Below are 25665 nucleotides of genomic sequence, written 5' to 3' on the forward strand. Positions count from 1 at the left end.
TTTTTTTAATTTGTTGAACGTTGACTTTCATAGGAAAATTGAATTTTTATGGTCAACCTATGTCAGGGACGTACAGGGTGAGTGAAAATTTTCTTAGCATAAAAAGGATTTCTATTGTAGGAATCCTTTTTTTTGCTTTGTGCTTTGTTCTTTGCTCGTTGTGCGGTTTGCATCTCTTTCTCATCTCTCATCTCTCATTTCTCATCACCCATTTCCCATCTCTCATTTCCCATCTCTCATTTCTCATCACCCATTTCTCATCTCTCATCTCTCATCTCTCATCTCTCATCTCTCATCTCTCATCTCTCATTTCTCATTTCTCATCTCTCATTTCTCATCACCCATTTCCCATCTCTCATTTCTCATCACCCATTTCTCATTTCTCATCTCTCATTTCTCATCTCTCATCTCTCATCTCTCATCTCTCATTTCTCATCACCCATTTCTCATTTCTCATCACCCATTTCTCATCTCTCATCTCTCATCTCTCATCTCTCATTTCTCATTTCTCATCACCCATTTCTCATCTCTCATCTCTCATTTCTCATCTCTCATTTCTCATCTCTCATTTCTCATCACCCATTTCCCATCTCTCATTTCCCATCTCTCATTTCTCATCACCCATTTCCCATCTCTCATTTCTCATTTCTCATTTCTCATTTCTCATCACCCATCTCTCATCTCTCATCTCTCATCTCTCATTTCTCATCACCCATTTCCCATTTCTCATCTCTCATCTCTCATCTCTCATCTCTCATTTCTCATCACCCATTTCTCATCTCTCATCTCTCATTTCTCATCTCTCATTTCTCATTTCTCATCTCTCATCTCTCATCTCTCATCTCTCATCTCTCATCTCTCATCTCTCATCTCTCATCTCTCATTTCTCATCTCTCATTTCTCATCTCTCATTTCTCATCACCCATTTCCCATTTCTCATCTCTCATCTCTCATCTCCCATTTCTCATTTCCCATTTCCACTCACCATTTATTGACCTAAGTCAATGTCTTTCTTCTTCCATCGATTCATCTTTGTAGCAGTAAAAAAATATAAAAGATGAATAGTAGATATTACAAGTATGTCAATACTTTATTTGTGGTAATTCCCATGACGTTGATTATGGCTTTTGTTGGGATACTCCGCAATTATGGGTTTCAAGAAGGCTGGTTCTTTTTATTCTTAAAAGCGTGGAGTGTTATGCTTCCTGTGGCGTATGCCTCTGCTTTTTTGATTATTCCTCGAGCGAGAAGATATGCAGAAAAATTAATTAAAGAATAAATAGGATAAGATGGAAGACAAGCTACAAGAATTTGGAAAAAGTAGTCAAGAACGCGTAGAACGCGCGTTGAGTTTTTTAAAAGTAGGCAAAGGCGTGTTGTTATTGGATGATAAAGACAGAGAAAATGAGGCCGATGTTATTTTTTCCGCTCATTTAATGTCGGAACAGGACATGGCTTTATTGATCCGTTACTGCAGCGGGGTTATTTGTTTGTGTTTAAGCAATGAAAAAGCAGATACGTTGGCTTTACCTTATATGGTGACAGAAAATACGAGTCAATTCCAAACGCCTTTTACAGTAACGATTGAAGCGGCAAAAGGGGTGACTACAGGTTTATCTGCTGCGGATCGCTTAACAACAGTTCGCGCGGCAAGTGATAAAAATGCAACAGCGTATGATTTAGCTAGACCAGGGCATATTTTTCCCTTGCGTGCAAAAAGAGGAGGAGTATTGGAGCGCAATGGACATACAGAAGGCAGTGTAGATTTGATGAAACTAGCAGGATTACCTTCCGAAGCGGTGTTGTGTGAATTGATGAATGACGATGGTACAATGGCTCGTTTACCCGAAGCTATTGAATTCGCTGTTGCGCATAAAATGACTGTACTAACAATTGCGGATATTGTGTATTATCGTACTTTTGTTAGTGAAAACTAAGGAGTATGAAGCAGCTGATTGATTATATTCAAGCGCGTATTGACGTAAAAGATGAAGAACTCGATGTGATTCTCTCTTATTTTACCTATGAAAAGGTGAAAAAAGGAGAGCAGCTAAATACAGGAGTAAATCAAACGCAAAAAATGTATTTCGTTTGCAAAGGGTGTTTGCGTATCTTTTACATTAATGAAGCAGGACAAGATACCACGCGCTTCTTTGCCTTTGAAAATCAATTCGCCACCACCTTAGTTAGCTTTATTCAAGGACAGAGCGAAGAAGAATATATGCAAGCATTAGAAGCTTCAGATGTCTATGTCATTTCGCATACGCATTTCTATGAATTACTTGACCGTGTTCCCCAATGGGAAAAATTCTATCGCAAATATTTAGAATTTGCATACATCAACAATACCAGTCGTTTTTTTGCCCTTGTAACGATGGATGCTACTATGCGTTACCAACAATTACTCGCACAAAATCCAAAGATCGTACAGCGATTACCCAATAAAATTGTCGCTTCCTACTTAGGTGTTTCACAGGAAACCTTGAGTAGAATCAAAGCAAAATAATTATTTTATACATTTAATTTCCAAGCTTACCACTGAATCCGCAGTGGTAAGCTTTTTTTATTTCGTTAGGGAATAGAAGAAGCTGAACAAAGAGTGAATTCAAATCCAGTGACATGGACAAAAAGAGAAGAGTAAACAGATAGCCTAAGCGATAAGGGGTTAAAATGAAGTGATCTGTTAAAACTATTTTATTCTTATAGAGATAAATAAAACAGTTTATTAGGTTATTTTATGTAAAAATGTTTTTGTGTTTTTTTATTTATCCTAATAAATTAAGAATAACTTATTTATTAGTTTTTTTATGTTGATATGTGTGCGTTTGTTGCTTTATTTCATATCTATTTATTCGTGTTTTTTGAGTTTTAATCGTTGGATAAAGAAGTCTTTTTTTAAAAAAACAAGGAATAATGAAAGTAGATCGAGGATGACGTAAACGCAAAGCAAGCAAACCCTAAATGAAGCATTCAATGAAAAAGAATAGGGGGTATTCGCTTCTTTTTTCAACATTTTTTAAAAAAAGTGAATTCATCGGTTTTAAAATGAAAATTATTGATTTTTAAGCTTTTACAAAAAAAGATTAAAATATCTTTTTTAATAAAAATAACATAAAATACAAAAAAATCTCATTTGGTATAGTATTTGATTATTGTAATAATAATGAGGAAAATTTAGTTTTTTGTACTTTTTCTTCGATTTAAAAAATACATAGTTGAAATAAATAGTAGTTTATGAAAAAAAATGTACTTTCAGTTGCGTTGCTCATGGTGTCGGGAATCACCTTTGCACAGGTAGGGATTGGTACAGCTAATCCAAATCCAGCTGCACTTTTAGATGTTGAGGCAAAAACAGGATCTTACAAAGGAGTTCTTATTCCGCGAATTCCCTTACTTTCAATTTCGGATAGTTCGAATCTAAATGGTGGTAAAACGCCCAACAGTTTGTTGGTATTTAATACAACGGATAACGCAGACTTAAAACCAGGGTACTACTATTGGTTTGCCAATCGTTGGGTGCGTCTAATCACCTCAACGGACGATTTCTTAAAAGAGGTGGCAAAAAATGAAGAGCTAGCTGTTAATCCCGTGGAGGAAACACTATTCTTGCGCGATTCTAAAAATCATACGGTATCAGTGCCTTTGGCCGATGTAAATATTTTAACCACACTTGAATCAAATAGAAACGGAAAGTATACCTATACGTCTGAGGACCAAACGCAAACGGTACTTGATATTCCTGCGGATGTGATTGAAAATATTACCACTATTTTGGAGGATAATGCAGTGAAAAATGAAATTGTTCAATTAATTAGTGCACATGGAAAAGCAATAAGTGGAGATGAAATTATTGAGGTAATTGGAGGTGAACAAGCGGTTTTACATCCAACAACGCTTCAGGTGAAAGACCGTAGTATTACAACAACCAAAATCAAACCAGGAAGTACTAAACAGCTGTTAGTTACCGATGCCACAGGAGAGGTAAAGTGGGTAGCGGTGACAGATGAAGTTATCCAAGAGGCGGTACGTGCCAATGAACGTGTGACAATTCTAGAAGATAACCACAATGGTACATTTACCTATTACAATGAAAATGCCATTGACAGTCAAACAGGATCACCTATTCGCGATAGAGGAGTCGTATTTGATGCCAATACCTTGAGAATTAAAGAAAGAGAAGGAAATGAACAGCGTGGTATTTATGACTTTTATGATGGAATGACTTCGCTTCAGCAGCCACTGATGACCATTAGCACACGTGCCAATGCGATTTATTACAACAATAACAGTACGGTGATTGAAGGTGATAACTTGCAAAGTGTAATTGAAAATATTATCAATAAAATTGAAATTGCACAAGGTACACCAGAAGCAGTAGAAGGGGGGGGAATTTTAATCAATGGAACGACTCGATTAGAGGGGGCTGTATTGAAAGAGATGCTGTTAACCATTGCAGATGGTGCTATTTCAGAACAAAAACTAGCTGATTATGCAGTGACTACCTATAAACTAAATGACGCGGCAGTAACAACAGCTAAAATTGCACCTGGTACAGATAAGTATATCTTAGTAACCAAAAATGGAGCGGTACAGTGGATCCCAGCTACGGATGAAATTATGAAAGAAGTAGTGATCAAAAATGAAACAATTACCGTTTTAGATACAAGTGCTGCTGATGGAACTTTTACGTACTACAGTGAAAGTGATTTCGATCACAAGGGAACTTTAATTGGACCTGGTACTCCTTTTGACGCCAATACATTGACGATTACCAATAACGGAAAGGGAAAATACATCTTTCGTGATGGAAAAACGCAAACTGGTACGCCTTTAGCTGAAATTGATATTGTAGGAACAGTAATTGAAAATATTACAGACATCTTAAATGAAGAAACAGTAGTACAGCAAATCTACGATACAATTACAGGTCAAGCGAAAAACTTAACCGAAGCAGATGCTTCTATTGTTGTGGAAGGTGGAGAAAAGGCTGTTTTAGTTCATACCAAGATTTCGGTTGCACCACAGGGAATTACAACGGATAAAATTGCACCGGGTGGAGATAAGTTTATCTTAGTGACAAAAAATGGACAGGCAGAATGGGTTCCTGCTTCGGATGAAGTAATCAAAGATATTGTTGCTTTTAATGAAAGAATAACGCTTTTAACAGTAAATCAAAATCAAGGTACATTTGTGTACTACAATGAAGAAAGTGTAGATAAGGATGGTCAGATAATTGGTGGAGGTATGGCCTTTGATGCCAACACGATGACTATCTCCACGAATGGACAAGGTCAATATGTATTCCGCGATGGACATACTCGAACAGGAGATGCTCTAGCTGAAATTGATATTGTAGAAACAATTATCGAAAATATAACCGAAATCTTAAACAAAGAAGAAGTTCGCGAACAGATTTTTGAGACTGTCGCTGCTCAAGGTAAATCACTTCAATCTCCCAATCAATCGATTGCTATTGAAGGTGGTGCCAAAAGCGTCTTAGAAGCTGTTCAACTTAGCATTGCTGAGGAAGGGGTGACAACACCAACCCTAGCGCCTCAAGCAGTGACAACAGATAAAATTGCACCAGGACCTAAAAGAGGACAATTGCTAGTGACAAATGAAATAGGAGAGGTGCAATGGATTGATGCTTCTGATGCGATTATCAAAGAGATCTTAAATGGTAATCAAGCCATAACCTATATTGTAGATTCTGGAAAAGGAAGTTTTACTTATTACAATGAGTCTTGTTTTGATAAAGAAGGAAATTTAGTTCGACCTGAAAATGGAGTAAACTTTGATGCCAATACACTGCGTGTAGTAGAAGTTTTAGATGCCAACGATCAAGGAACGGGTACCTTTAATTTTTACGACAAATCCAGTGATGCTCCTATAGCAACAATTGACGTAACAGCCAGCGTTATTGCCAATATCGATAAGATAGTAAATGATACAACGGTTCAAAATGCCCTGTATACAACGATAGCTGATCAAGGAAAACAGCTGGAAAGTACAGATGAATCCATAGCGATTACTGGTGGTGAAAAAGCAGTGCTAACAGGAGTTACGATTAATGTCAAAGAATCGGGAATAAAAAACCAACACTTAGCTGATGGTGCTGTTACTGTTGATAAAATAGATGCAGAACAGGCAGCTAAATCGACAATTTTATCCGCTAATGGATTAGGTCAAGCTTTCTTCCAACCAGCAGATGAGGCAGTAAGACCCGCTATGCAAGGTGATTTAGCTGGTGAAGCTGGGGTAATTAACATTGTTGGTGGAGGTGAAAATGTCCTTTTCGGTGATCAAAATAAAAAAGTTACCATCGCCATCAATAAAGGTGGAGTAAGAGGTGAGCATATTGGCAATAGAACGATTACCAACGAAAATATCGCCACTCAAACGATTCAAGCAGTAAAATTAAACGCCACAGGGGAACAAGTAGGAGCGGTAGCTACTGTAAATGCAAACGGGACAGTCAGTTATTTGCCAGTTGAAGCCGCTGCTATTTCTGGCAAAGGGAATATTACCACAGATGGTATCGTTTCTGTCTCGGATAATGGCACAGGAAAGGTGCTAAGTGATGTGCATTTAGGACTGAATGATACGGCTGTAACCGCTTTGAAATTGAGCGCCGAAGGGGCACAAGCAGGTAGTGTAGCCACAGCAAATGCCGATGGTACGGTAACGTATCAAGCGCTAAAAGGGGAAAATATTGCCGATAAAGCTCCTTTAAAAACAGATGGAATTATTGCAGTAAATCAGGCTAATCAACTAGAGGACGCTCTCTTAAAAGAAGCTACCTTGAGTATTGTTGATCAGTCTATTACGGCTGATAAAATTGCCAATCATACGATTACAAATGAGCAAATTGCTCCTACTACCATAACGGTAGACAAACTATCTGCAGGTAATGAACCGCCAAAACGCGTCATGGTTATTGATGAAGTAGGGGTAGTAAAATGGGGCGAATTAGATGATATTGTAACCGATGCAGCAGGTAATTTAACAACAGATGGCATTGTGGAATTGAAAGCAGGAGATGGCATTAATTCGCTATTTAATGATGTAGAACTGGGAATTAAAGACAACAGTATTACCAATCAACAAATTGCCGATCAAACGATTCAAATAAACAAACTTAGCAGTGAAGGTTCTACAGCTGGAATGGTGATGGTTACAAACGCCAATGGCGGTTTTACCTATGTTGATCGCGAGAGCATTGTACAGGCAGGTGAAGATTTAACCCTGAGCAGTGAATTGGAGTTTCTCGAGGGAACGAATGGAATTTCGGCTGTACTAGCTGATACGAAGATTGGAATTAGCGATCAGGGAATTACAACAGAAAAATTGGCAGATGGCGCTGTATCAGCCGTTAAAATATCAGCCGTAGGGGCAGCAGAAAACACCGTATTAACCGCAGATGGACAAGGACATGTTGCGTATAAAAAGTTAAACGATGCCGCTTTTGAGGGAGCAGCAGCGGATCTAAAGTCAGATGGCTCCTTGCAAATACCTGAAAATAATGGTGCTGTTTTACACGAAACGATCATTGGCATTGCCAATCAAGGAGTAGAAAATAAACACCTGAAAGATAACACAATAACTGCTACTAAAATCAATGCTGAAGCAGCTGCGGAAAGTACCCTTTTAGCTTCGGATGGCGAAGGAAATGCAAGCTTTAAAACGCTGGAGGATATTGCCATTGAACAAGGGAAGGTTATGACTTCTGCAGAACAAACGTTGAAAATTACAGCCAACAAAGCGCTTTTACAAGATTTGAGTATTGATATAGCTGAAAGCGGAATTAAAACCAAGCACCTGGATAACCAAGCGGTAACTGCCGATAAAATTGGTTCTTTGGATGTGGGACAGGGATTAGTATTGACATCCAATAGCCAAGGAGGTGCTGAGTTTAAAACACTGGGTGATGTTTTAGGAGACGGTGGAAAGCAAATTACGGGTGGTGCTTCTATTTCAGTAGTTGGTGGAGAGCATGCAGCCCTACAAGATGTAACCCTAGATGTAACGAATCGCGGAATTACAGAGGCTAAATTAGCAGATGAGGCTGTTTCTACTTCTAAACTAAGAGAAAAAGCGGTAACCACACAAAAAATAGCACCCGATGGAGCAAATAGAATCTTAGGGACCGATAAAAACGGGGTAGTAAAGTGGTTAGATAGCAATGATGAATTAATCAAAATTATTGTTGAATCGAATGAATCGGTAACGCGTCTAATCGACAATGGTGATGGAACATTCACGTATTATAACGAAAATCAGGTCGATAGCTCAGGAAATATCAAACCCAATGCATCCGGAGTTTTATTCGATGCTAATACCCTGTCTATTACGCAAGCCGAACCTTTTGTTTATGTGTTTAAAGATCAGTCGGATATAACAGGTCAAGCCGTTTTAGCCACGATTGATACCCGTGCAAAATCCATTGTTTTTAGCGATGATTCAACCCTAGTATACAACAATGTAGAGGAAGCAATTATCAGCTTATCAGCTAAAATTGAACAGTTAGAGCGTCTTGAGCTAGAAAAAGCGGCTTTATCAGGAGATGGAATTTTAATCAATGGTTTGACTAGTGAAACAGACGCTGTTTTGAAAGAAGTAACCTTGAGTATTGCCGATGAAGCAGTTACAACAGCCAAAATCAAAGGAGGAAGAGCAAAGCAATTGCTGATTACCAATGATTCAAATAAAGCGCAATGGGTCAATGGGGACCATGACATCATCAAAGAGATCGTACAGGCCCACGAAAAAGTAACCCTCTTAGCGGTACAGGACAATGGAACATTCGTGTATTACAATGAGAGCGATGTAGACCGTGATGGAAATATTATTGGTACAGGAGTAGCTTTTGATGCGAATACCTTATCGATCATAGATCGTGGAAAAGGTGTATATGAATTCTATGACAAATCGAGCACAGACCCTTTAACAGTTATTGATATTCAAGGTACAATCATTGAAAATATTACGGAACTATTAAATGATATTTCGGTTAAACAAGAGCTATTCAATGTTATTGCTGCCCAAGGAAAAACAGTAACAGCAGGCGATGCTATTGAAGTCATAGGAGGAGAAAAAGCAGCCTTGGCTGCTCTGTCAATTTCGTTAAAAGACAGTGGCGTAACCACAGAAAAAGTAGCCGCTAAAGCGATAACAGAAGATAAATTATTTGCAGGTGCAGATAAAGCCAATTATGTGCCAATTGTACAACAAGATGGTTCTGTAAAATATCAACCAATGACCGTTGCTGTTACAGGACAACCCCTAACGGTTGACTCTTCCTTAGAGGTGACAGGAAACGCTTCAAAAGCGGTATTGGAAAACATTGGACTGCAAGTAAAAGCAGAGGGAATTGCCAATACACATCTTCAAGATTTGGCTGTAACAGCAAATAAAATTGCGTCCTTAGAAGCAACCAAAGGTGAGGTATTAACCGCTGATGGATCTGGAAACACTCAGTTTTTCCCCATTAAAAATGTAGTAACACCAGCGATGCAGGGGGATTTAGTTAGTGATAACTCCCTCGTTATCGAAGACGGAGAAAACGTATTGTTTGGCGATGCTAACAAGCAAGTAAATGTGAAAATTAATGTAGGAGGAGTTACAGGAACCCATATTGCCAGTGAAACCATTGAGAATAATAATATCAAGGTAAAAACAATAGCAGCGTCTAAATTGACCGCAGGTAATGGAACAGAAAATCGCGTAGCTTTAGCCGATGCCACAGGTACAGTAACCTATCAACCGATTTCTACCCAAATACTCACCAGCAAAGGACAAATTAAAACGGATGGTATTGTCACAGTAGACAATGGTGTGGATAAAGTGTTAGCCGATGTAGAATTGGGAATTGCTCCTACTTCCATAACCGCTGACAAGCTAAATGGAGGAAATGCCCCAGCAGGAGCTGTAGCTACCGTGGGAGCAAATGGCGTTTCGGTTAATTATGTACCTCTTACAACGGATCATATTGTCAATAAAGGAACACTAGCAACGGATGGTATTATTACGGTAACAGATGATGGTAGCGCTAGTGTGTTAAAGGATATTACACTGGGTATTAAAGCCAAGGGAATCACAACGACTCAATTAGCTGATCAAGCAGTAAAAAATGAGCAAATTGACAACTTAGCTGTTACGGCTAATAAGCTATCTTCTCAAGGTGTTACAGCAAAAAGTGTCCTGATAAGTGGAGAAAACAATGAAGTGGTTTGGGGTGAATTAGGCGATATTGTAACAGATACTGCAGGAAATTTGACCACAGACAACATTATCCAAATGACAGGAGGTAATGGCGTAAATACCCTATTAAAAGACGTAAACTTAAGTATTGCAAATAACAGCATTACAAAAGATAAGTTAAGTTCAAAAGACGGCAATACCAATGTAGACGTGAACCATATTTTGGTAACAGATGGTCAAGGGGGCTTTAACTACGTATTGCAAGAAGCTGCACAAGCAGGAGGTGTTGATCTTACTTTGGGGGATGCTTTAGCATTTGCTGATGGTACAACAGGTAAAAATGCCGTATTGGCCTTGACTACAATCGATGTAAAAGATGGTGGAGTTCAGACCTCAAAATTAGCTAATGGCGCAGTGACCACAGCAAAAATTTCTGCTGAAAATGCAGCTGTAAACAGCGTGCTCACAGCAATAGGAGGTGGAACGGTTGCCTATCAAGCCTTAAATGAGTCTGCTTTTGCAGGAAAAGGAGCGAATTTAATTGCTGATACTTCTATTGACGTAACGGCAAACAATAAAGCCCTACTCTCTGAAACAAGTATTGCCATTGCCCATGCAGGAGTGAAAAACAAACACTTGGATGCTTTAGCAGTAACGAAGGATAAAATTAGCTCGAAAGAGGGAAATACAAATGCAGCCAATGGCGCAGTATTAGCAGCTGATGGCAGCGGAAACACAAGTTTTAAAACTTTGACTGATTTAGCCACAACACAAGGAAAAGCAGTTACCTCGGACAGCTCGTTAGAAGTAACGGCAAATAATAAGGCTGTGTTGCAAAACTTGACAATTAAAGTCGCTGAAAAAGGAATTAAAAATAAACATATTGATACAAGAGAAATTACAGAGGATAAAATAGGAACTTCGGGAATTAGCAGTGGTTTGGTTTTAACGGCTGATGGACAAGGAGCCGCTAAGTTTAAAAGTATCCATGATGCCATTGCGGGTTCAGGTAAAACTATAGCAGAAGGAGCTGGAATAACCATCGTTGGTGGTGAAAGAGCCGCTTTACAGGATGTAACTATTAGTGTAGCCAATAAAGGAATAGACAATGCTAAACTAGCCGATAATGCCGTAAATGCCCGAACAATTGCAAGTAAAGCCGTCGGAACAGCAAAATTAGATACAGGGGCTGTCACTGGAGAAAAAATAGCAGAAAATACAATCACCTATACTAAAATTGTCGATGCTGCGATTAGAAAAAATCACATTTATGTTCAAAATATTGAAGAACGACATCTAGATAATGAGGCAGTTAGTACAAGAGCTTTAGCCGATAAAGCCGTAACGATTGAAAAAATAGATCCCGAAAGAGCTTCTGTAGGACATGTTTTAACCGTAGAGTCCTCAGGAAGAGTAGCCTTTAAACCTGTTGCTTCTAGTGAAATAAGCAAAGGTAATTTAACGAGTAAAGAAAGTGGATTATTTGATATTCAAAACGGAAATTTAGCCGTATTGAAAGATGTAACCTTAGATATTAGCAGTGGTGGAATTAAAACCAAACACATTGCTGATGAGGCTATTGGGACATCGGAATTGAAAAATTTTGCAGTAACAAGTGCAAAAATAGGCGGTAAAGCAGTGAAAACAATCCACATTGATACCGAAGCAGTGGGAACAGCTCAATTAGAGGGTAAGGCCGTTACACAAGCTAAACTAGCGAACAATGCTGTTGGCTATAATGAATTAAGAAGTAACGCAGTGTATGGGGCTATTTTGAAAGATCAAGGGGTTAATGAAGATAAAATTGATTCAGGTGATGCACGTTCGGGTTATGTGTTAACTGCAGATGGTTCTGGTGGTGCTGAATTTAAAGCAGCCGCAACAGGAAATACGGGATCAGGTGAACTATATGGTGAAGGACCAATCAAAGTATCCAATGGTAACAATGCCGTATTGAAAAATGTAACCCTAGAAATTAAAGAAAAATCAATTGATACGGAGTATATAACAAATGATGCCGTGGGGTATACACAATTAAAACGCGATGCCGTTTATGGATCTGTAATTAAAGATCAAGCCATTACAACAGATAAAATCGCTAGTAAAGCCGTTGGGTATGATGAATTAGATCGCGATGCCGTTTATGGGGCTGTGATTAGAAATAGTGCCATTACTACGGATAAAATTGCTAGCAATGCAGTGGGACATAATGAGTTAGATTCAAGTGCGGTTTATGGAAGTGTGATCCGAAACAAAGGAGTAGAGGAAGATAAAATCGATTCAGGTAATGCGCGTTCAGGTTATGTACTAACCGCAGATGGATCGGGTGGTGCATCCTTTCAAGAAGCGCAAGAAGGGGGAAGTGGTTCAAATGGAATGCCGAAGTTCTTCTATTTACCTGCGATGTACGTAGAAATTGTTTCAGGTGGATCAGGTACTTTAAAAGTATATGACGAATACAGAGAACAATTTGGAAGCCCTATGGTATCCAATGATAGCGCGGGGTCTTATCCTTCTTTACCCGTAGTTGGAAGAAATGAACTAAACTATCACGTTACTTACTATGATACGGCTATCTTTTATGATGTGCGTATGAGTAATGACGGCGTAATGACCTATAAAATGAGAAGCGGTGTCAGACCTACAGGTAGAACGTTTTTTAATATCGTATTAGAAGTAAAGTAAGTATTCACAACGCACAAGGAGAGGGAATCTTCTTTGTGCGTTTAATAAGCAAAAAATGAAAAAGTGTGCGTTTATGATACTGGCTTGCTTTAGCGTACTGACTATACAAGCACAGCAAACAAGAAGTGGATCCTATCATTTGCCTTTAACCGAAGGCAATGGATCCCCACCGCCCGGAATTGTAGAACAATCTGATAGTGGCGGAAACTCGCCTTCTGGATATGATCGCTATACCTCAGAAGGTTTAGTATTAACCGATAAAAGGGTAGCGCATAGCGCTTTTGCTATTGATAACCTAGAAATTGACCTAAGAGAAGGTGTTGTGATCGAGTTTGAATATGCAATGGCTGCCTTGGGACAACCTGCTTTTGGAAAAGGAGAAGGACTAGCACTATTCCTTTATGACGCAAATGAAAGACTGGATTTAGGGTATGGATTTGAAGCTTTGGGCTATGCCTTTAACGAAGCCAACGGTATTAGTGGTCGAAAACCCAGTCTAAAAGGAGCATATCTAGCTGTAGCCTTTGATGTTGGTGGTGGGTTTAAGAATTTTTTTAGCACCAATGAACATCGACGTGAAGGGATTTCTCCAGCTCGATTTGAACAAGCAGGGTATTATCAAAATGACTTTGGGCGATACCAACGAAATCACATTACCTTAAGAGGGGCACATGCTTCTTACTATATGGCCTATGGATATAATGGAAATCCCGTTTTACTCACCAAATACTTTGGCGGAACGTCTGTTAGTGCTGGTGAAATTTCCATGGCAACGTTGAACTACCATACGGGAGAATACGCGTTTGATCGCAATACAGATGCAGCAAATTTTGATGTGGGAAATGGTGGAACACATACCAATCTAAATTTTCAAAAGATCGTTGTTGAACTTGAACCAGCTAGTAACGGTGAGGGGATGTACATTACAGTGAAAGCCAAAGAAGGTAGTAGAGAGATTGTCCTTATCGAAGATTTTAAATATGAAACTTCATTTAAAACCTACGATAAAATGAATGATCTCTATGATGTTAAAGCCCCAATTCCAGACCGTGTAAAAGTAGGTTTTACGGCTTCTACAGGGAATTTTACCCAACAGAAAACCATTATTCGAAATGTAAAAATCGCTATTCCCAATGCACTGATCCTAGAGGATATTCAAGAAGAAATGTGCGTGAGTGATACAGGAGAAAGCCGAAATGCAGCAATTACAGTCCCTGTTTTTGAGGATCTTGACTTCGCTGTACAGCCAAGCTCTTTTCAGTTTGTCGATGCAAATGGCAATGAAGTAGGTACTTCCTATACTCAATCCAATGTTGGAGAATGGAGCTATTCTTCAAGTAGAGAAGAAGTAACCCTAACGCTAAGCAACGCTTATTTTGAACCCGATGAGGTAGCTGAAATTAAGTATGTCGTGGAGGCAAGCGACGGCACAAAATCTCAACCCGCTGCAATTCGAATCACAGGTATACAATGTGGAGCCGTAGTCAATCCACAGATTAGAACTAAAAATGAGAATGAACCTTATATGGAATAAACAAAAAAGAGGAAAAATAATTATTTTTCCTCTTTTTCTTTCTAACCTAATTCTTTTGTATTAAACAAATTGAGATGCTTACTGTTTAAATTATTCTTCGATATTATTTTCTTGTATTAGTTTTTTTGCTTGATCAAGGTCCTTTTCTTCCACAAGTACGTGAACTGCTTTACCTAATGTACCATAGCCAGCACTTCGCCCAGCTTCAATATCATCGCGAATGATGTACGCTATATTGTTCTGTTCTAATAAGTTTCGAACGGCTAAAACCATGATTTCACTACCGGCATATAATTTTTTGTGCTCCATATTCTAACTATTTTATTTAAAAATACAATTTTTATCCTACATATGAGCTATCTACCTTCGTTTTTTTTGATATTTTGTGTCTAGCGTATCGGTAAAATGCAAGAGAAAGTCCTATTTTTACTTGATGTAAAGACTAAGACTATGTACAATCTCAAAATAGACTATGCAGAGGGAGCACATCCCGCTATTCTCGATAAATTACTTGAAACAAATTTTATACAACAAAACGGGTATGGTGCAGATGATTATACCCTTCAAGCCCAAGCTATTTTACGCAGTAAAATGAATAAACCAGCTGCTGAAATTTACTTTGTATCTGGTGGAACACAAGCCAATCTCTTGGTGATCTCCGCTTTGTTGCGTCCACATGAAGCCGTAATTAGCGCCAATACAGGACATATTTATGCCAATGAAACTGGTGCCATCGAGGCGACAGGTCACAAGGTGATTCCCATTGAAAGCAAGGATGGTAAAATTACACCAGCCCAAATTGAACAAACAATAGCCCTGTTTCAACTGCGTCCCCATGTGGTAAAACCCAAAGTGGTTTATATTTCCAATACAACCGAGTTTGGAACCATTTACACAGCAAGTGAATTAGCAGAAATTTCTGCCTGTTGTAAAGCCAATGGATTAACACTCTTTATGGACGGCGCGCGTTTGGGACACGCCCTAACCGCAGTAGAGAACGATTTAACCCTAGAGAAAATTGCCAATCTAGTAGATGTATTCTATATTGGAGCAACTAAAAATGGCGCCTTGTTTGGCGAAGCAATCGTATTTTCGAACCCGGATTGTGTGACTGATTTTGACTATAACCTCAAACAAAGAGGAGCGCTCTTGGCTAAAGGTAGAGTATTGGGCATCCAATTCTCCGCACTTTTTCAAGACGATTTGTATTTCAAATTAGCGCAAGAAGCCAATGATATGGCGATGAAATTAGCACAAGCCTTTAAACAACAAGGGTACACCTTTTTAGTGGAACCTAGAAGCAATCAGATTTTTCCTATTTTACCACTCCCGTTAATTCAACGCCTCCAAGAACGCTTTGATTTTTATGTGTGGAAACCCATCAATGCTGAATATGCAGCCGTTCGTCTGATCACGTCTTGGACAACAGATGAACTCATGTTAGATGTACTAATTTCAATGCTAGAAGAGTAAAAATACAATGGAACACCTATTTATTACCGATTTAGACGGAACCTTACTCCAAAGTAACGGTTTCTTGAGCATGGAAAGCGAAGAAGTGCTCAACCAACTGGCAACAACAAAACACAAAATTGGCTTTGCTACGGCTAGAGGACTGACTAGCGCCCAGCAAGTCATTCAACAAATTCAGTGGAATTTTCCCGTATTGCTAAATAACGGCGCCGTTATCTACGATTGGCAAAAGGAAAAGATTTTGAAAATTAATGGAATAGAACAAGACGTTGTACAAACGATAATAGCATTAGGCAGGGAACACGGTATTTCGCCCTTGATCTTTACCTTAAACGAACATTTTGAAGAAGGAATCTACTACCAAGAAAGACCAAGCAAAGGACTACAGTATTTTATGGCCATGCGCCCACGTGATCCTCGCTTTATCGAAGTGAATCACCTGCATCAAGTAGCAGAAACATGGGATACCCAAGGCTTAGTTGTGATGTTTATTGACGACTATGAAACCTTAGTTCCCCTAAAGTTGTATTTGCAAGAACATGCAGGAAATCAAGTAAAGTGCTTACTGCTTCAAGATCAGTATATTCCCGATCAATTCGTATTGGAAATTTCCAGTGCAACCGCAACAAAAGAGCATGGAATTGCATATCTCATGCAAGAATATGCCATGAAGCCTGAACAAGTACACCTATTTGGCGATAACCTAAACGATCTGGGGATGCTGGCTTTACCCGCTAATACCTACGCCGTTAGCAATGCACATCCTGCTATTTTAGCACAAGCACAACACGTGATACCATCCAATGATCAAAGTGGAGTCGCTCAAACGATCCAATCCATCGTCACTCAGGAAGATAAGAGGTAAAAACAGGGAGATCTAGTGTGTTTCAAGCGGAAATTATACTATTCCCTATTTTTTTTATACCTTCGGCTTTTCTTTTTTACACCAGTGAACAGAAGAAAAACACACAATAAACCAAACAATAAAAACTAAAAAAACATAGATTCATGAAATTAGCTAGTATCAATAATGGCACAAGAGATGGTCAATTAGTCGTTGTAACAAAAGATTTGACAAAAGCAGTTGCAGTGAGCGAAATTGCGATTACCATGCAAGAGGCACTAGATCAATGGGAAACGAAAGAAGCACTTCTAAAAGAAGTATATGAAAAGCTGAATGCAGGAAAACTATCGAATACCATTGATTTTACCACCGCTAAAGTAATGGCACCAATTCCTAGAGCTTATCATTGGGCTGATGGAAGTGCGTATGTAACACATGTGGAATTAGTGCGCAAAGCGAGAAATGCAGAATTACCAGCATCTTTCTGGACCGATCCATTAATGTATATGGGAGCCTCTGACGCTTTTATCGGGGCTACAGATGATATCGAAATAGAAGATGCAGCATGGGGAATTGACTTTGAGTCAGAAGTAGCCGTGATTACAGATGATGTGCCACCAGGCGTAAGCGCAGCGGAAGCATTGAAACACATTAAATTAATCACGATCTTGAATGATGTGTCGTTGAGAAATTTAATTCCAGCAGAATTGGGAAAACAATTCGGATTTTATCAATCAAAACCTTGGACAGCTTTCGCTCCAGTAGTGGTTACACCCGATGAATTAGCAGGAGATTGGAAAGAAGGAAAATTGCACTTGCCCCTACATTCAACCTTAAATGGAACATTAGTAGGTTCTCCAAACGCAGGTGTGGATATGACGTTTAACTTCGGACAATTGGTTGCTCACGCAGCAAAAACACGTTCATTAATGGCAGGAACCGTAATCGGATCAGGTACAGTGGCAAACCAAGGGAGCCCTACAGGATCAAGCTGTTTAGCTGAGGTTCGTTGCTTGGAAACAATCAAAGATGGAAAACCTTCAACACCATTTATGCAATTTGGAGATCGCATCGAAATCGAAATGATGGATAAAGAAGGAAAAAGCATCTTTGGACGCATTAATCAAGTAGTGAAAGAATATAAGAAATAGTGAGTGGTGAATGGTGAGTGGTGAGTGGTGAATGGTGAGTGGTGAATGGCAATCACAAATCACAAATCGTAGCGTAGCGTAGATTCATTGAACACCAAAATAAAATATAAACTAAGTGAGATAAAGTGCAAATCACAAAGTGCAAATCGTAGCGTAGCGTAGATTCATTGAACACCAAAATAAAATATAAACTAAGTGAGATAAAGTGCAAAGTGCAAATCACACAAATTACACAAAAAAAAGGTTTGATCTTCACTAGATCAAACCTTTTTTTGTTCCCAAAACGGAATAAAAAAAGAACAAACTCATTACAAGTTTGTTCTTCTCATTCACCTTATCAATTACTAACCTAGAAAAAGAAATTTAGCATTGGATCACCTATACGATTCTAATAAAACTTTAACTCAACCATTTTATATCAAAAAAGAATCCCATAGGGCAAGATAAAATGCTGCTTTTTCTTCTCACAAGTTTTAACCTACTACAATAGTAGAGCTAAATAAGAAGGTAAACGAAAAAAAAGGACTCAAACGCAAAAAAGAGCGAACCCAAACGTGAAAATGGGAACCTCAATTGATCTGACTTTGTTCGCCCTGTGAAATGGGAGAGGAGAGAGGTTTGTTGTAGTTTTGTTCGACACTTCTTCGACAATGCTTCGAGAATACTAGGAAAATGTACCTTTTTGTCGAAGAAAGGTTGAAGAAGGGTTGAAGAAGGATTGAAGAAGGGTTGAAGAAAGTTCGGATAAAGATCGAAGTATTCTTAGGGAAATTCTTCTGTTTTTAGCCAGGGGTGAGAAAGAGATGAGGAGAAAAAAGGAATCAAATTTCAAAAAACGGGGATTCGTTTTGTCTAATATATAGCCTAAAAAAATGAGGAGGGACATGAAATATATCATACCTTTGTTAGATGAGTGACAAAAATTTGTATATAATTGCTGGTTGTAATGGTGCAGGAAAACAACTGCTTCATTTACCTTATTACCCGAAATTTTAGATTGTAAGGAGTTTGTGAATGCAGACGAAATAGCAAAAGGGTTATCTCCTTTTCAACCTGAAAAAGTTGCAATTGAAGCAGGTCGAATTATGTTAAATAGAATAAATGATTTATTCCATGATCAGATAAATTTTGCTTTTGAAACAACGTTAGCTACAAAAATTTATAAAAGTAAAATAATGGATGCGAGAAAATCAGGATATAATTCAACACTATTATTTTTTTGGTTAATTAGAATAGAATTGGCTAAAGAACGGGTAAGAACAAGAGTACTTGAAGGGGGACATTTTATTGCCGAAGATGTCATTGAGCGAAGATATGTGAATGGTATAAAAAACTTGTATGAAATTTATTTAGACATTGTTGATGAAGCGCTCATTTTTGATAATTCTGAAGGTACTCCAATTTTAATAGCTGAAAAGATTTTTGGACAAGAAGTAAGAGTACATGAACATAAAAGGTTTAATGAATTAAAAAGATAGGTATGAAAACAGAAGAAAGAGATAGTAGAAAAGCTAAGATTTTGTCTGGATTAGAATTAGCCTACAAAAAGATGGTTCAGTTTAAAAAAGAAAAAAACAGTGAAATAGTAATTATTAAAGATAATAAGATCGTACGTGTTAAACCAACTACTTTAGTTGCGGCTCGAAAATAAGATACATTGTAATAAAATAATTTTAATAATACTATATGGTTTAGGGGGGGCATTATGCTATTTAAAAGTAAAAAATAGTATCCATACTATCACCAAAAAGCAGTAGAAATAACAACAAAATGAAACTAATATTTGCTTCAAACAACAAGAATAAAATCAAAGAGATTAAAAATCAACTACCAGATTCCATTGAAATTTTGAGTTTGGAAGACATTGGATGTATGGTGGATATCCCAGAAACTGCAACTACCATAGAGGGAAATGCGTTAATCAAAGCCGATTACATCAAAAGACACTACGGATTCAATTGTTTTGCTGATGATTCTGGTCTTGAAGTAGAGGCCTTAGCTGGAGCACCTGGCGTATATTCCGCGCGATACGCTGGAGAGGAAAAAAACGATCAAGCCAATAACGACAAGCTGTTACGTGAATTAGCGGATCAACCCAATCGAAAAGCTAATTTTAAAACCGTAATTGCCCTGCATTACAATGGAGAACAACACTTGTTTACAGGAATAATAGAGGGGGAGATCTTGCAAAAAGAACAAGGAACAGGCGGTTTTGGGTATGATCCTTTATTTCAAGCCGAAGGCATGACCAAATCATTTGCCGAATTGACCCTCGAAGAAAAAAATGCAGTCAGCCACAGAGGAAAAGCCGTGGCTCAGCTCGTAGCATTTTTAAAGCATAAAGAAGACTAAGGATATAAACGCTAGTCGAATCAACGCCAAAGTAAAAAAGAACATTTTTTTTATTCCCTCCAAAATCAGCTATCTACTAGGGTGATAAAAAAGCTGTATTAGCTTAATCTTGTCTTAATCAATGTATTAATGGTAGCTAGTAAGCGAGAACGAAGCAGCTGGAACAGGAAAATGCGTAGGAGATCGGCTAGCGAATAGTCAAGAAGAGTAAAAGTTAAACGGAAAAAAGTTTTGTAGTCTTATAGAATACTATAAATTTGATTAATTTTGCAATCATTTTAATACAATAAAGAGACAAAATAACAACTATGATACTATCAATTGTTGGATATGGAGATCCGGTTTTACGCAAAGTAGGAGAAGACATCACAAAAGATTATCCAAACCTAGACGCATTAATTGCTAATATGTACGATACGATGTATTCAGCTAGTGGAGTTGGATTAGCAGCGCCTCAAGTGGGATTACCCATTCGTTTATTTGTAGTTGATTGCGCGCCATTCGCCGAAATGGAGGATAATACACCAGAAGAAAAAGAGTTTTTAAGTACCTATAAAAGAACGTTTATCAATGCAAAAATCTTAAGTGAAGAAGGTGAAGAATGGGCGTTTAATGAAGGATGTTTAAGTATTCCCGATGTACACGAACTTGTGGTGCGTAAAGAGCAAATTACCATCGAATATTGCGATGAAAATTTCACTACCTATACCGAAACGATCAATGGGTTAGCCGCTCGTGTGATTCAACACGAATACGATCACATTGAAGGAATCTTGTTCACAGACAAGTTGTCAAGTTTAAAAAAGAAATTAATTGCTAAGCGATTAAAGAATATTATGGAAGGTAAAGTGTTTACGGACTATAAAATGAAATTTGCTACTAAAAAAGGTAGATAAAAAATTGGAAATTAAGAACTAATTAAGATATTTGTTACAAAAGAAAAATTTTAGAAAATGAGTTTAGAAAAAGTATTAGCTATTTCTGGTAAACCAGGATTATTTGAGTTAATTGTTCAAACACGCACAGGATTTATCGCAGAATCATTAGTTGACGGGAAGAGAAGTACAGTAGGATTGAAAAACAACGTTAGTTTATTATCTGAAATATCAATATACACGCACGAAGGAGAAGTAAAACTTTTTGACGTATTTAAAAATATCGCGACAAAAGAAAACAACGGAGAAGCAATTTCACACCGAGTTTCTGATCCAGAGTTAGTAGCGTACTTCCAAGAAGTATTGCCAAACTACGATGCAGAGCGCGTATACAATTCAGATATTAAAAAAGTAATTAACTGGTATAATATCGTACAAAAAAGAGGATTAATTCAAGAAGCTTTCCAAGAAGCAGTTGAAGAAAACAAATAAGAAAAAAGAATAGATAAAAAAGCTCGTTATATAACGAGCTTTTTTTAGTTTTATAGGACAATAAATAAACACCACATGCATACACAAGAAGAAAAACTAGCAGCCATCGGACGATTGCTAACGATAATGGATGAATTAAGAGTACAATGCCCTTGGGATAAAAAGCAAACATTCGAATCCCTGCGTGCTTTGACGATTGAAGAAGTGTATGAATTAGCCGATGGCATTTCTAAGGGAGATGCCCAAGAAATGCAAGGCGAATTAGGTGATTTATTGATGCATATTGTCTTTTATGCCAAAATTGGAAGTGAACAAGGACTCTTTGACGTCAAAACTATTGCGGATGGCATTTGCGACAAGCTGATTTACAGACATCCTCATATTTATGGAGATGTAGAAGTAGCCAATGAACAAGAAGTCTTGCAAAACTGGGAGCAGCTCAAGCTAAAAGCAGGGCGAAAATCCGTTCTTGAAGGTGTACCAACGAGTTTACCTGCCATTATAAAAGCCCTGCGCATGCAGGAAAAAGCAAGTGGTATTGGGTTTGATTGGAGCGATAAAACAGACGTTTGGGCAAAAGTAGAAGAAGAAATACAAGAATTTAAAGTAGAAGAACAAGCCGGAAATAAAGCCTTGATGGAAAAGGAATTCGGCGATATCCTCTTTTCTTTAGTCAATTACGCACGCTTCGTGGGTATTGATCCCGAACACGCCTTAGCGCAAACCAATCAGAAGTTTTTATCGCGATTCCAAATCATGGAAGAACTGATCCAAGCCGACCAAAAAGAATTGCCTCAAATGAATGTAGAGCAAATGGATGTTTACTGGGAGAAGGCCAAGCAAGTAACTCAACCAAAAAAAGGATAAAAATGAAAAAAAATAACAGCAAATGGATGAAAAAATGCACCCTATCCCTGCTCTTTTTCTGCTCCTTGTTTACCTATGGTCAACGGATTCAAAAGGATGTTTTTGATGATTTAGTGTTTACGTCTGATCGCTATGAAGCCAAACTGAAGAAAAATATTTTTGATGACCTCACGTTTACCGATTCAAATAAGAATACAATCGAATTCAATAAGGCGTATTTGGAAAAGAAAATGGGAGTCAATTACAAGGAAACGGATACTAAATCAATGTTTTTTCAGGATTTAGTACTGGATTATATGCAAATCAGGGGATATGAGGCCTCTTATAAAGTTGATATTTTTGGGACGTTAACCATTACAGACAACCAAGGGAAAAGTATTACGTCCAAAGAAGATAGTTTGGGCAACATCCGAATTGAAAAAAAAGCGAGCGATATCGAATCAAAAATTCAAAAAGAATATAATGGAGATCTAGTCTATCAATTCAAACGACAATCCGCAACAGTAAAGCAAAATTTTGAAGGAGATCGAACGTATACCGATAGCAATGAAACTAGTATAGAACTAAAAAAAAGCGTATGGGAGCAGCTAGAAAAACGCTATCAAACGGAAAATGGTGTTTTTATTCATTTGTTAGAAGAATTTCTACTACTTAAGCCTTACTAGATTGTTTGTTATAGCATTATTTTAGTAGGATAAATTTTTCTTTTTGTTAAAGTTAGCATCGTATTCTGATTTTAGTCAATTTATTTAGATAATTTTGTAAAAACTTTTTAATGTTTTGACATTCAATTTATTTGAACTACTTTGTAAACCAAATTATGATAAGAGGTCCCCACTTCGAAAAAGTACCTTCTAGATAGAAGAATTCTTTAAAGGGATCTCAAAAATAAGCAAACAACAATCGTACAAAATCAAATTAGACAAGTAGCCCGTCTAGATTTTATGGAAAAAAAGCCAACTCCACGAGTTGGCTTTTTCACTGGTAGTCAACAGTAAGATACGAAATCTATGTTGGAGTCAATTAGAATTTGTAATGGAAAGATAAGGTGACAATTCGACTGTCTAAATCGTATTTTTGTCTGATTTTGGAATCCAAATTGGTTCCCACAAGGGTAAAGTGATTTGTTTTTAACACATCGGTAAGTGCCAACTTGAGGCTGCCTTTTTCGCGTAAAATAGTTTTAGACGCGCCAATCGACAAGTCAAAATAGCCCTCTCTTTTGTATAAACCAATATTTGATTTCGAAAAGTATTGTGCATTGACCTCTGCTTTAATCCCCTTGGGTAATGAAAAGCTATTTTGTGCATTGAGCGTAAAAGCTACTTGCTTGCTGTCAATTGTTGTGTCTTGGTATTCTCCCTTGTATTGATTATTGAACAAATTAAACATAGTACTCATCGTCCAAAAATCAGTGGGAGTCACAGTTGCAGTGAGTGTTGTCCCGTAGTGATAGGATTTACTCAAGTTTTCTAGTGTTTTAACCAAGATCGTTTGCTCTTGTTCATAGGAATAGACTTGCGTCATTACATCTTGCGTTTGACTAAAGTAAATCGTGGCGATCAGGTATTTACTCCAGAGGTAACCTATTTCGGTTGCATGCGTTATTTCGGGTTTCAGTTGAACATTCCCCTGCCAATAATTAAAGGGATCATTGTAAAAGCGAAAGGGATTTAGGTCGAAGTGACTCGGTCGATTAATGCGCTTGCTGTAAGAGGCATAGTAACTATGGGCCTGATCCGTTTCGTACTTAATGGACGCACTAGGAAATAGTTTGTTGTAGTCCGTCTGATGCTTTTCAGCTGTGGTTTTTTGATGGATGTTGCGATCTGTGTACTCGTTGCGCAGTCCCACTTGGATTTGCCAGTGATCTAAAGCTAGTTTATAGTTGAGGTAAGCCGCGTGAATCTGCTCCTTGTACGAATAGTGATTGGTCGTTTCTGGATCAATAACCCACTGACCACCTTCCTCTAGCTCATATACAGATGGATTGTCATTGGATTTTACCGTTGATTTCCATCCTATTTCTAGGGTGTGTTGTTCCGTTAACGGTAGCGTAAAATCGAGTTTTCCATTGAATACACGCAAAGTTGAAGGAATTTTACCCTTGCGATCAGCATATACTTCGGTTATGTCTATTAGCGGATGCTGTAGTTGGGTTTGAGAGGAATTAAATTTAGATCGCTCATACTCCAAATCAAGGTCTAAAAGCGTGCCTTGTTCTGAAAATTTATGGGTTCCATGTACGCTATAGGTATAATCATACCAATGCTCAAGGTTGTAATTATCTGTTCCGATAGAGGAATACAAACTAGCATCAGGAGTGTAGAGCTGACTAATTCCAGCCGAATTATTTTCATAGCGACCAAGCTTAGCATCGAGAAGGAAGCCAATAGAAGTGTTGGATGAGAGCTGGTAATCTGTACCGAATTTGAAGTTGTTGGAAGTCAGTGGCTCGCTGGTCTTGTAGTGCTGATGGCTGTGTCGAAGTAGTGTAGTGGGACGAATGGGATCAAAAAAATCCTGATCAAATGTCTTGCGTTCTTCTTCTCCTCTAAACGTATGGCTATAATCTCCAAATACACGCCAAGCTTGATGGGCATAATTAATAGTAAAGCCCGTATTCATTCGGTTTTTACGTCCACGACCTCCGCTAGCATATACGCTGCCATTTAACCCTTCTAAAATATTGGTTTTGAGTACAATATTGATGATTCCCGCATTACCAGCAGCATCGTATTTGGCTGAGGGATTGGCAATAATCTCGATGTTTTTTACTACAGCCGAATTGGTAGAACGAAGCAAATTGGCCAATTCTTTAGAGGATAAAGAGCTCAACTTCCCATTGATCATCACACTTACCCCTTTCTTACCTCGAAGTGATAACTCTCCTTCTTGAGAGACCACAACACCAGGTGCACGACTCAATACCTCCAAAACAGTACTCCCTTCCGATAGGGTACTGTTCTCAACACTGAAGACCATTTTATCTGCTTTTTGTTGAAAAACAGGTCGATTTACGCGGATTACAACTTCGCCAAGATCAGTACTCATCGCCTGGTAAATACTGTCCAATTGTGCCTCTGTTTGCGCAGCTAACGGTAAACTACAACAGCTAAGCAATAAAATATAGATGCGATTCATAATTTATAATAGGGTGGTTTTTTAGCTTAAAATAACAGTATTGTTATT

The 25665-nt window shown here is 38.1% G+C and carries 16 protein-coding genes and 1 pseudogene; 15 read left to right on the forward strand and 2 right to left on the reverse strand.

All coding sequences use genetic code 11. The features are described 5' to 3' along the window. Nucleotides 1–1057: 1057 nt before the first annotated feature. From ACPDHL_RS11035 to ACPDHL_RS11055, 5 genes are all read left to right on the forward strand, one after another. Entirely contained in the window at nucleotides 1058–1279 is a 222-nt protein-coding gene (locus ACPDHL_RS11035) for a DUF2798 domain-containing protein (RefSeq protein WP_430532812.1), read from the forward strand. 10 nt (nucleotides 1280–1289) lie between these two features. Next, the gene (gene ribB, locus ACPDHL_RS11040) at nucleotides 1290–1937 is read left to right on the forward strand and encodes a 3,4-dihydroxy-2-butanone-4-phosphate synthase (protein ID WP_430532813.1); all 648 of its coding nucleotides are present in this window, start codon (nucleotides 1290–1292) and stop codon (nucleotides 1935–1937) included. A gap of 5 nt (nucleotides 1938–1942) precedes the next feature. Beyond that, a complete protein-coding gene (locus ACPDHL_RS11045) occupies nucleotides 1943–2506 on the forward strand; it encodes a Crp/Fnr family transcriptional regulator (RefSeq protein ID WP_430532814.1) in 564 nt (187 codons plus the stop codon). Nucleotides 2507–3234: 728 nt separating this feature from the next. Continuing rightward, entirely contained in the window at nucleotides 3235–12885 is a 9651-nt protein-coding gene (locus ACPDHL_RS11050) for a beta strand repeat-containing protein (protein ID WP_430532815.1), read from the forward strand. Nucleotides 12886–12940: 55 nt separating this feature from the next. Beyond that, nucleotides 12941–14419, forward strand: coding sequence for a hypothetical protein (locus ACPDHL_RS11055; RefSeq protein WP_430532816.1), 1479 nt, complete (start codon nucleotides 12941–12943; stop codon nucleotides 14417–14419). 90 nt (nucleotides 14420–14509) lie between these two features. Here ACPDHL_RS11055 and ACPDHL_RS11060 read toward each other — a convergent pair whose 3' ends face one another. Beyond that, nucleotides 14510–14728 (reverse strand): DUF2007 domain-containing protein, encoded by a 219-nt coding sequence (locus tag ACPDHL_RS11060; RefSeq protein ID WP_430532817.1) that lies wholly within the window; start codon nucleotides 14726–14728, stop codon nucleotides 14510–14512. Between the two features lie 141 nt (nucleotides 14729–14869). On the opposite strand from ACPDHL_RS11060, the gene ACPDHL_RS11065 reads away from it, so the two are divergent. The 10 genes and pseudogenes from ACPDHL_RS11065 (at nucleotide 14870) to ACPDHL_RS11110 (ending at nucleotide 23138) form a co-directional block, all read left to right on the forward strand. Continuing rightward, entirely contained in the window at nucleotides 14870–15892 is a 1023-nt protein-coding gene (locus ACPDHL_RS11065) for a threonine aldolase family protein (RefSeq protein ID WP_430532818.1), read from the forward strand. A gap of 7 nt (nucleotides 15893–15899) precedes the next feature. Beyond that, on the forward strand, nucleotides 15900–16757 hold the full coding sequence (locus tag ACPDHL_RS11070; RefSeq protein ID WP_430532819.1) for an HAD-IIB family hydrolase: 858 nt from the start codon (nucleotides 15900–15902) through the stop codon (nucleotides 16755–16757). 143 nt (nucleotides 16758–16900) lie between these two features. After that, a complete protein-coding gene (locus ACPDHL_RS11075; RefSeq protein WP_430532820.1) occupies nucleotides 16901–17887 on the forward strand; it encodes a fumarylacetoacetate hydrolase family protein in 987 nt (328 codons plus the stop codon). A gap of 909 nt (nucleotides 17888–18796) precedes the next feature. Next, a pseudogene (locus ACPDHL_RS11080) lies at nucleotides 18797–19365 on the forward strand (zeta toxin family protein). Between the two features lie 2 nt (nucleotides 19366–19367). Further along, nucleotides 19368–19538, forward strand: a complete 171-nt coding sequence (locus ACPDHL_RS11085; RefSeq protein ID WP_430532821.1) for a hypothetical protein — start codon at nucleotides 19368–19370, stop codon at nucleotides 19536–19538. Between the two features lie 119 nt (nucleotides 19539–19657). Continuing rightward, entirely contained in the window at nucleotides 19658–20239 is a 582-nt protein-coding gene (locus ACPDHL_RS11090; RefSeq protein WP_430532822.1) for a non-canonical purine NTP diphosphatase, read from the forward strand. A 308-nt stretch (nucleotides 20240–20547) separates the two neighbouring features. Next, nucleotides 20548–21135, forward strand: coding sequence for a peptide deformylase (def, locus tag ACPDHL_RS11095; RefSeq protein WP_430532823.1), 588 nt, complete (start codon nucleotides 20548–20550; stop codon nucleotides 21133–21135). Nucleotides 21136–21192: 57 nt separating this feature from the next. Continuing rightward, nucleotides 21193–21606, forward strand: a complete 414-nt coding sequence (locus ACPDHL_RS11100) for a DUF5606 domain-containing protein (RefSeq protein WP_430532824.1) — start codon at nucleotides 21193–21195, stop codon at nucleotides 21604–21606. A 75-nt stretch (nucleotides 21607–21681) separates the two neighbouring features. Continuing rightward, nucleotides 21682–22473 carry a nucleoside triphosphate pyrophosphohydrolase gene (gene mazG / locus ACPDHL_RS11105; RefSeq protein ID WP_430532825.1) on the forward strand — a complete coding sequence of 264 codons (792 nt, stop codon included), beginning with the start codon at nucleotides 21682–21684 and terminating at the stop codon, nucleotides 22471–22473. Between the two features lie 2 nt (nucleotides 22474–22475). Next, entirely contained in the window at nucleotides 22476–23138 is a 663-nt protein-coding gene (locus ACPDHL_RS11110; RefSeq protein ID WP_430532826.1) for a hypothetical protein, read from the forward strand. A gap of 358 nt (nucleotides 23139–23496) precedes the next feature. On the opposite strand, the gene ACPDHL_RS11115 is transcribed toward ACPDHL_RS11110, so the two are convergent. Beyond that, nucleotides 23497–25617 (reverse strand): TonB-dependent receptor domain-containing protein, encoded by a 2121-nt coding sequence (locus ACPDHL_RS11115; RefSeq protein WP_430532827.1) that lies wholly within the window; start codon nucleotides 25615–25617, stop codon nucleotides 23497–23499. Nucleotides 25618–25665: the final 48 nt, after the last annotated feature.

It is taken from the genome of Myroides sp. C15-4 (assembly GCF_050522745.1).
Lineage (GTDB): Bacteria > Bacteroidota > Bacteroidia > Flavobacteriales > Flavobacteriaceae > Flavobacterium.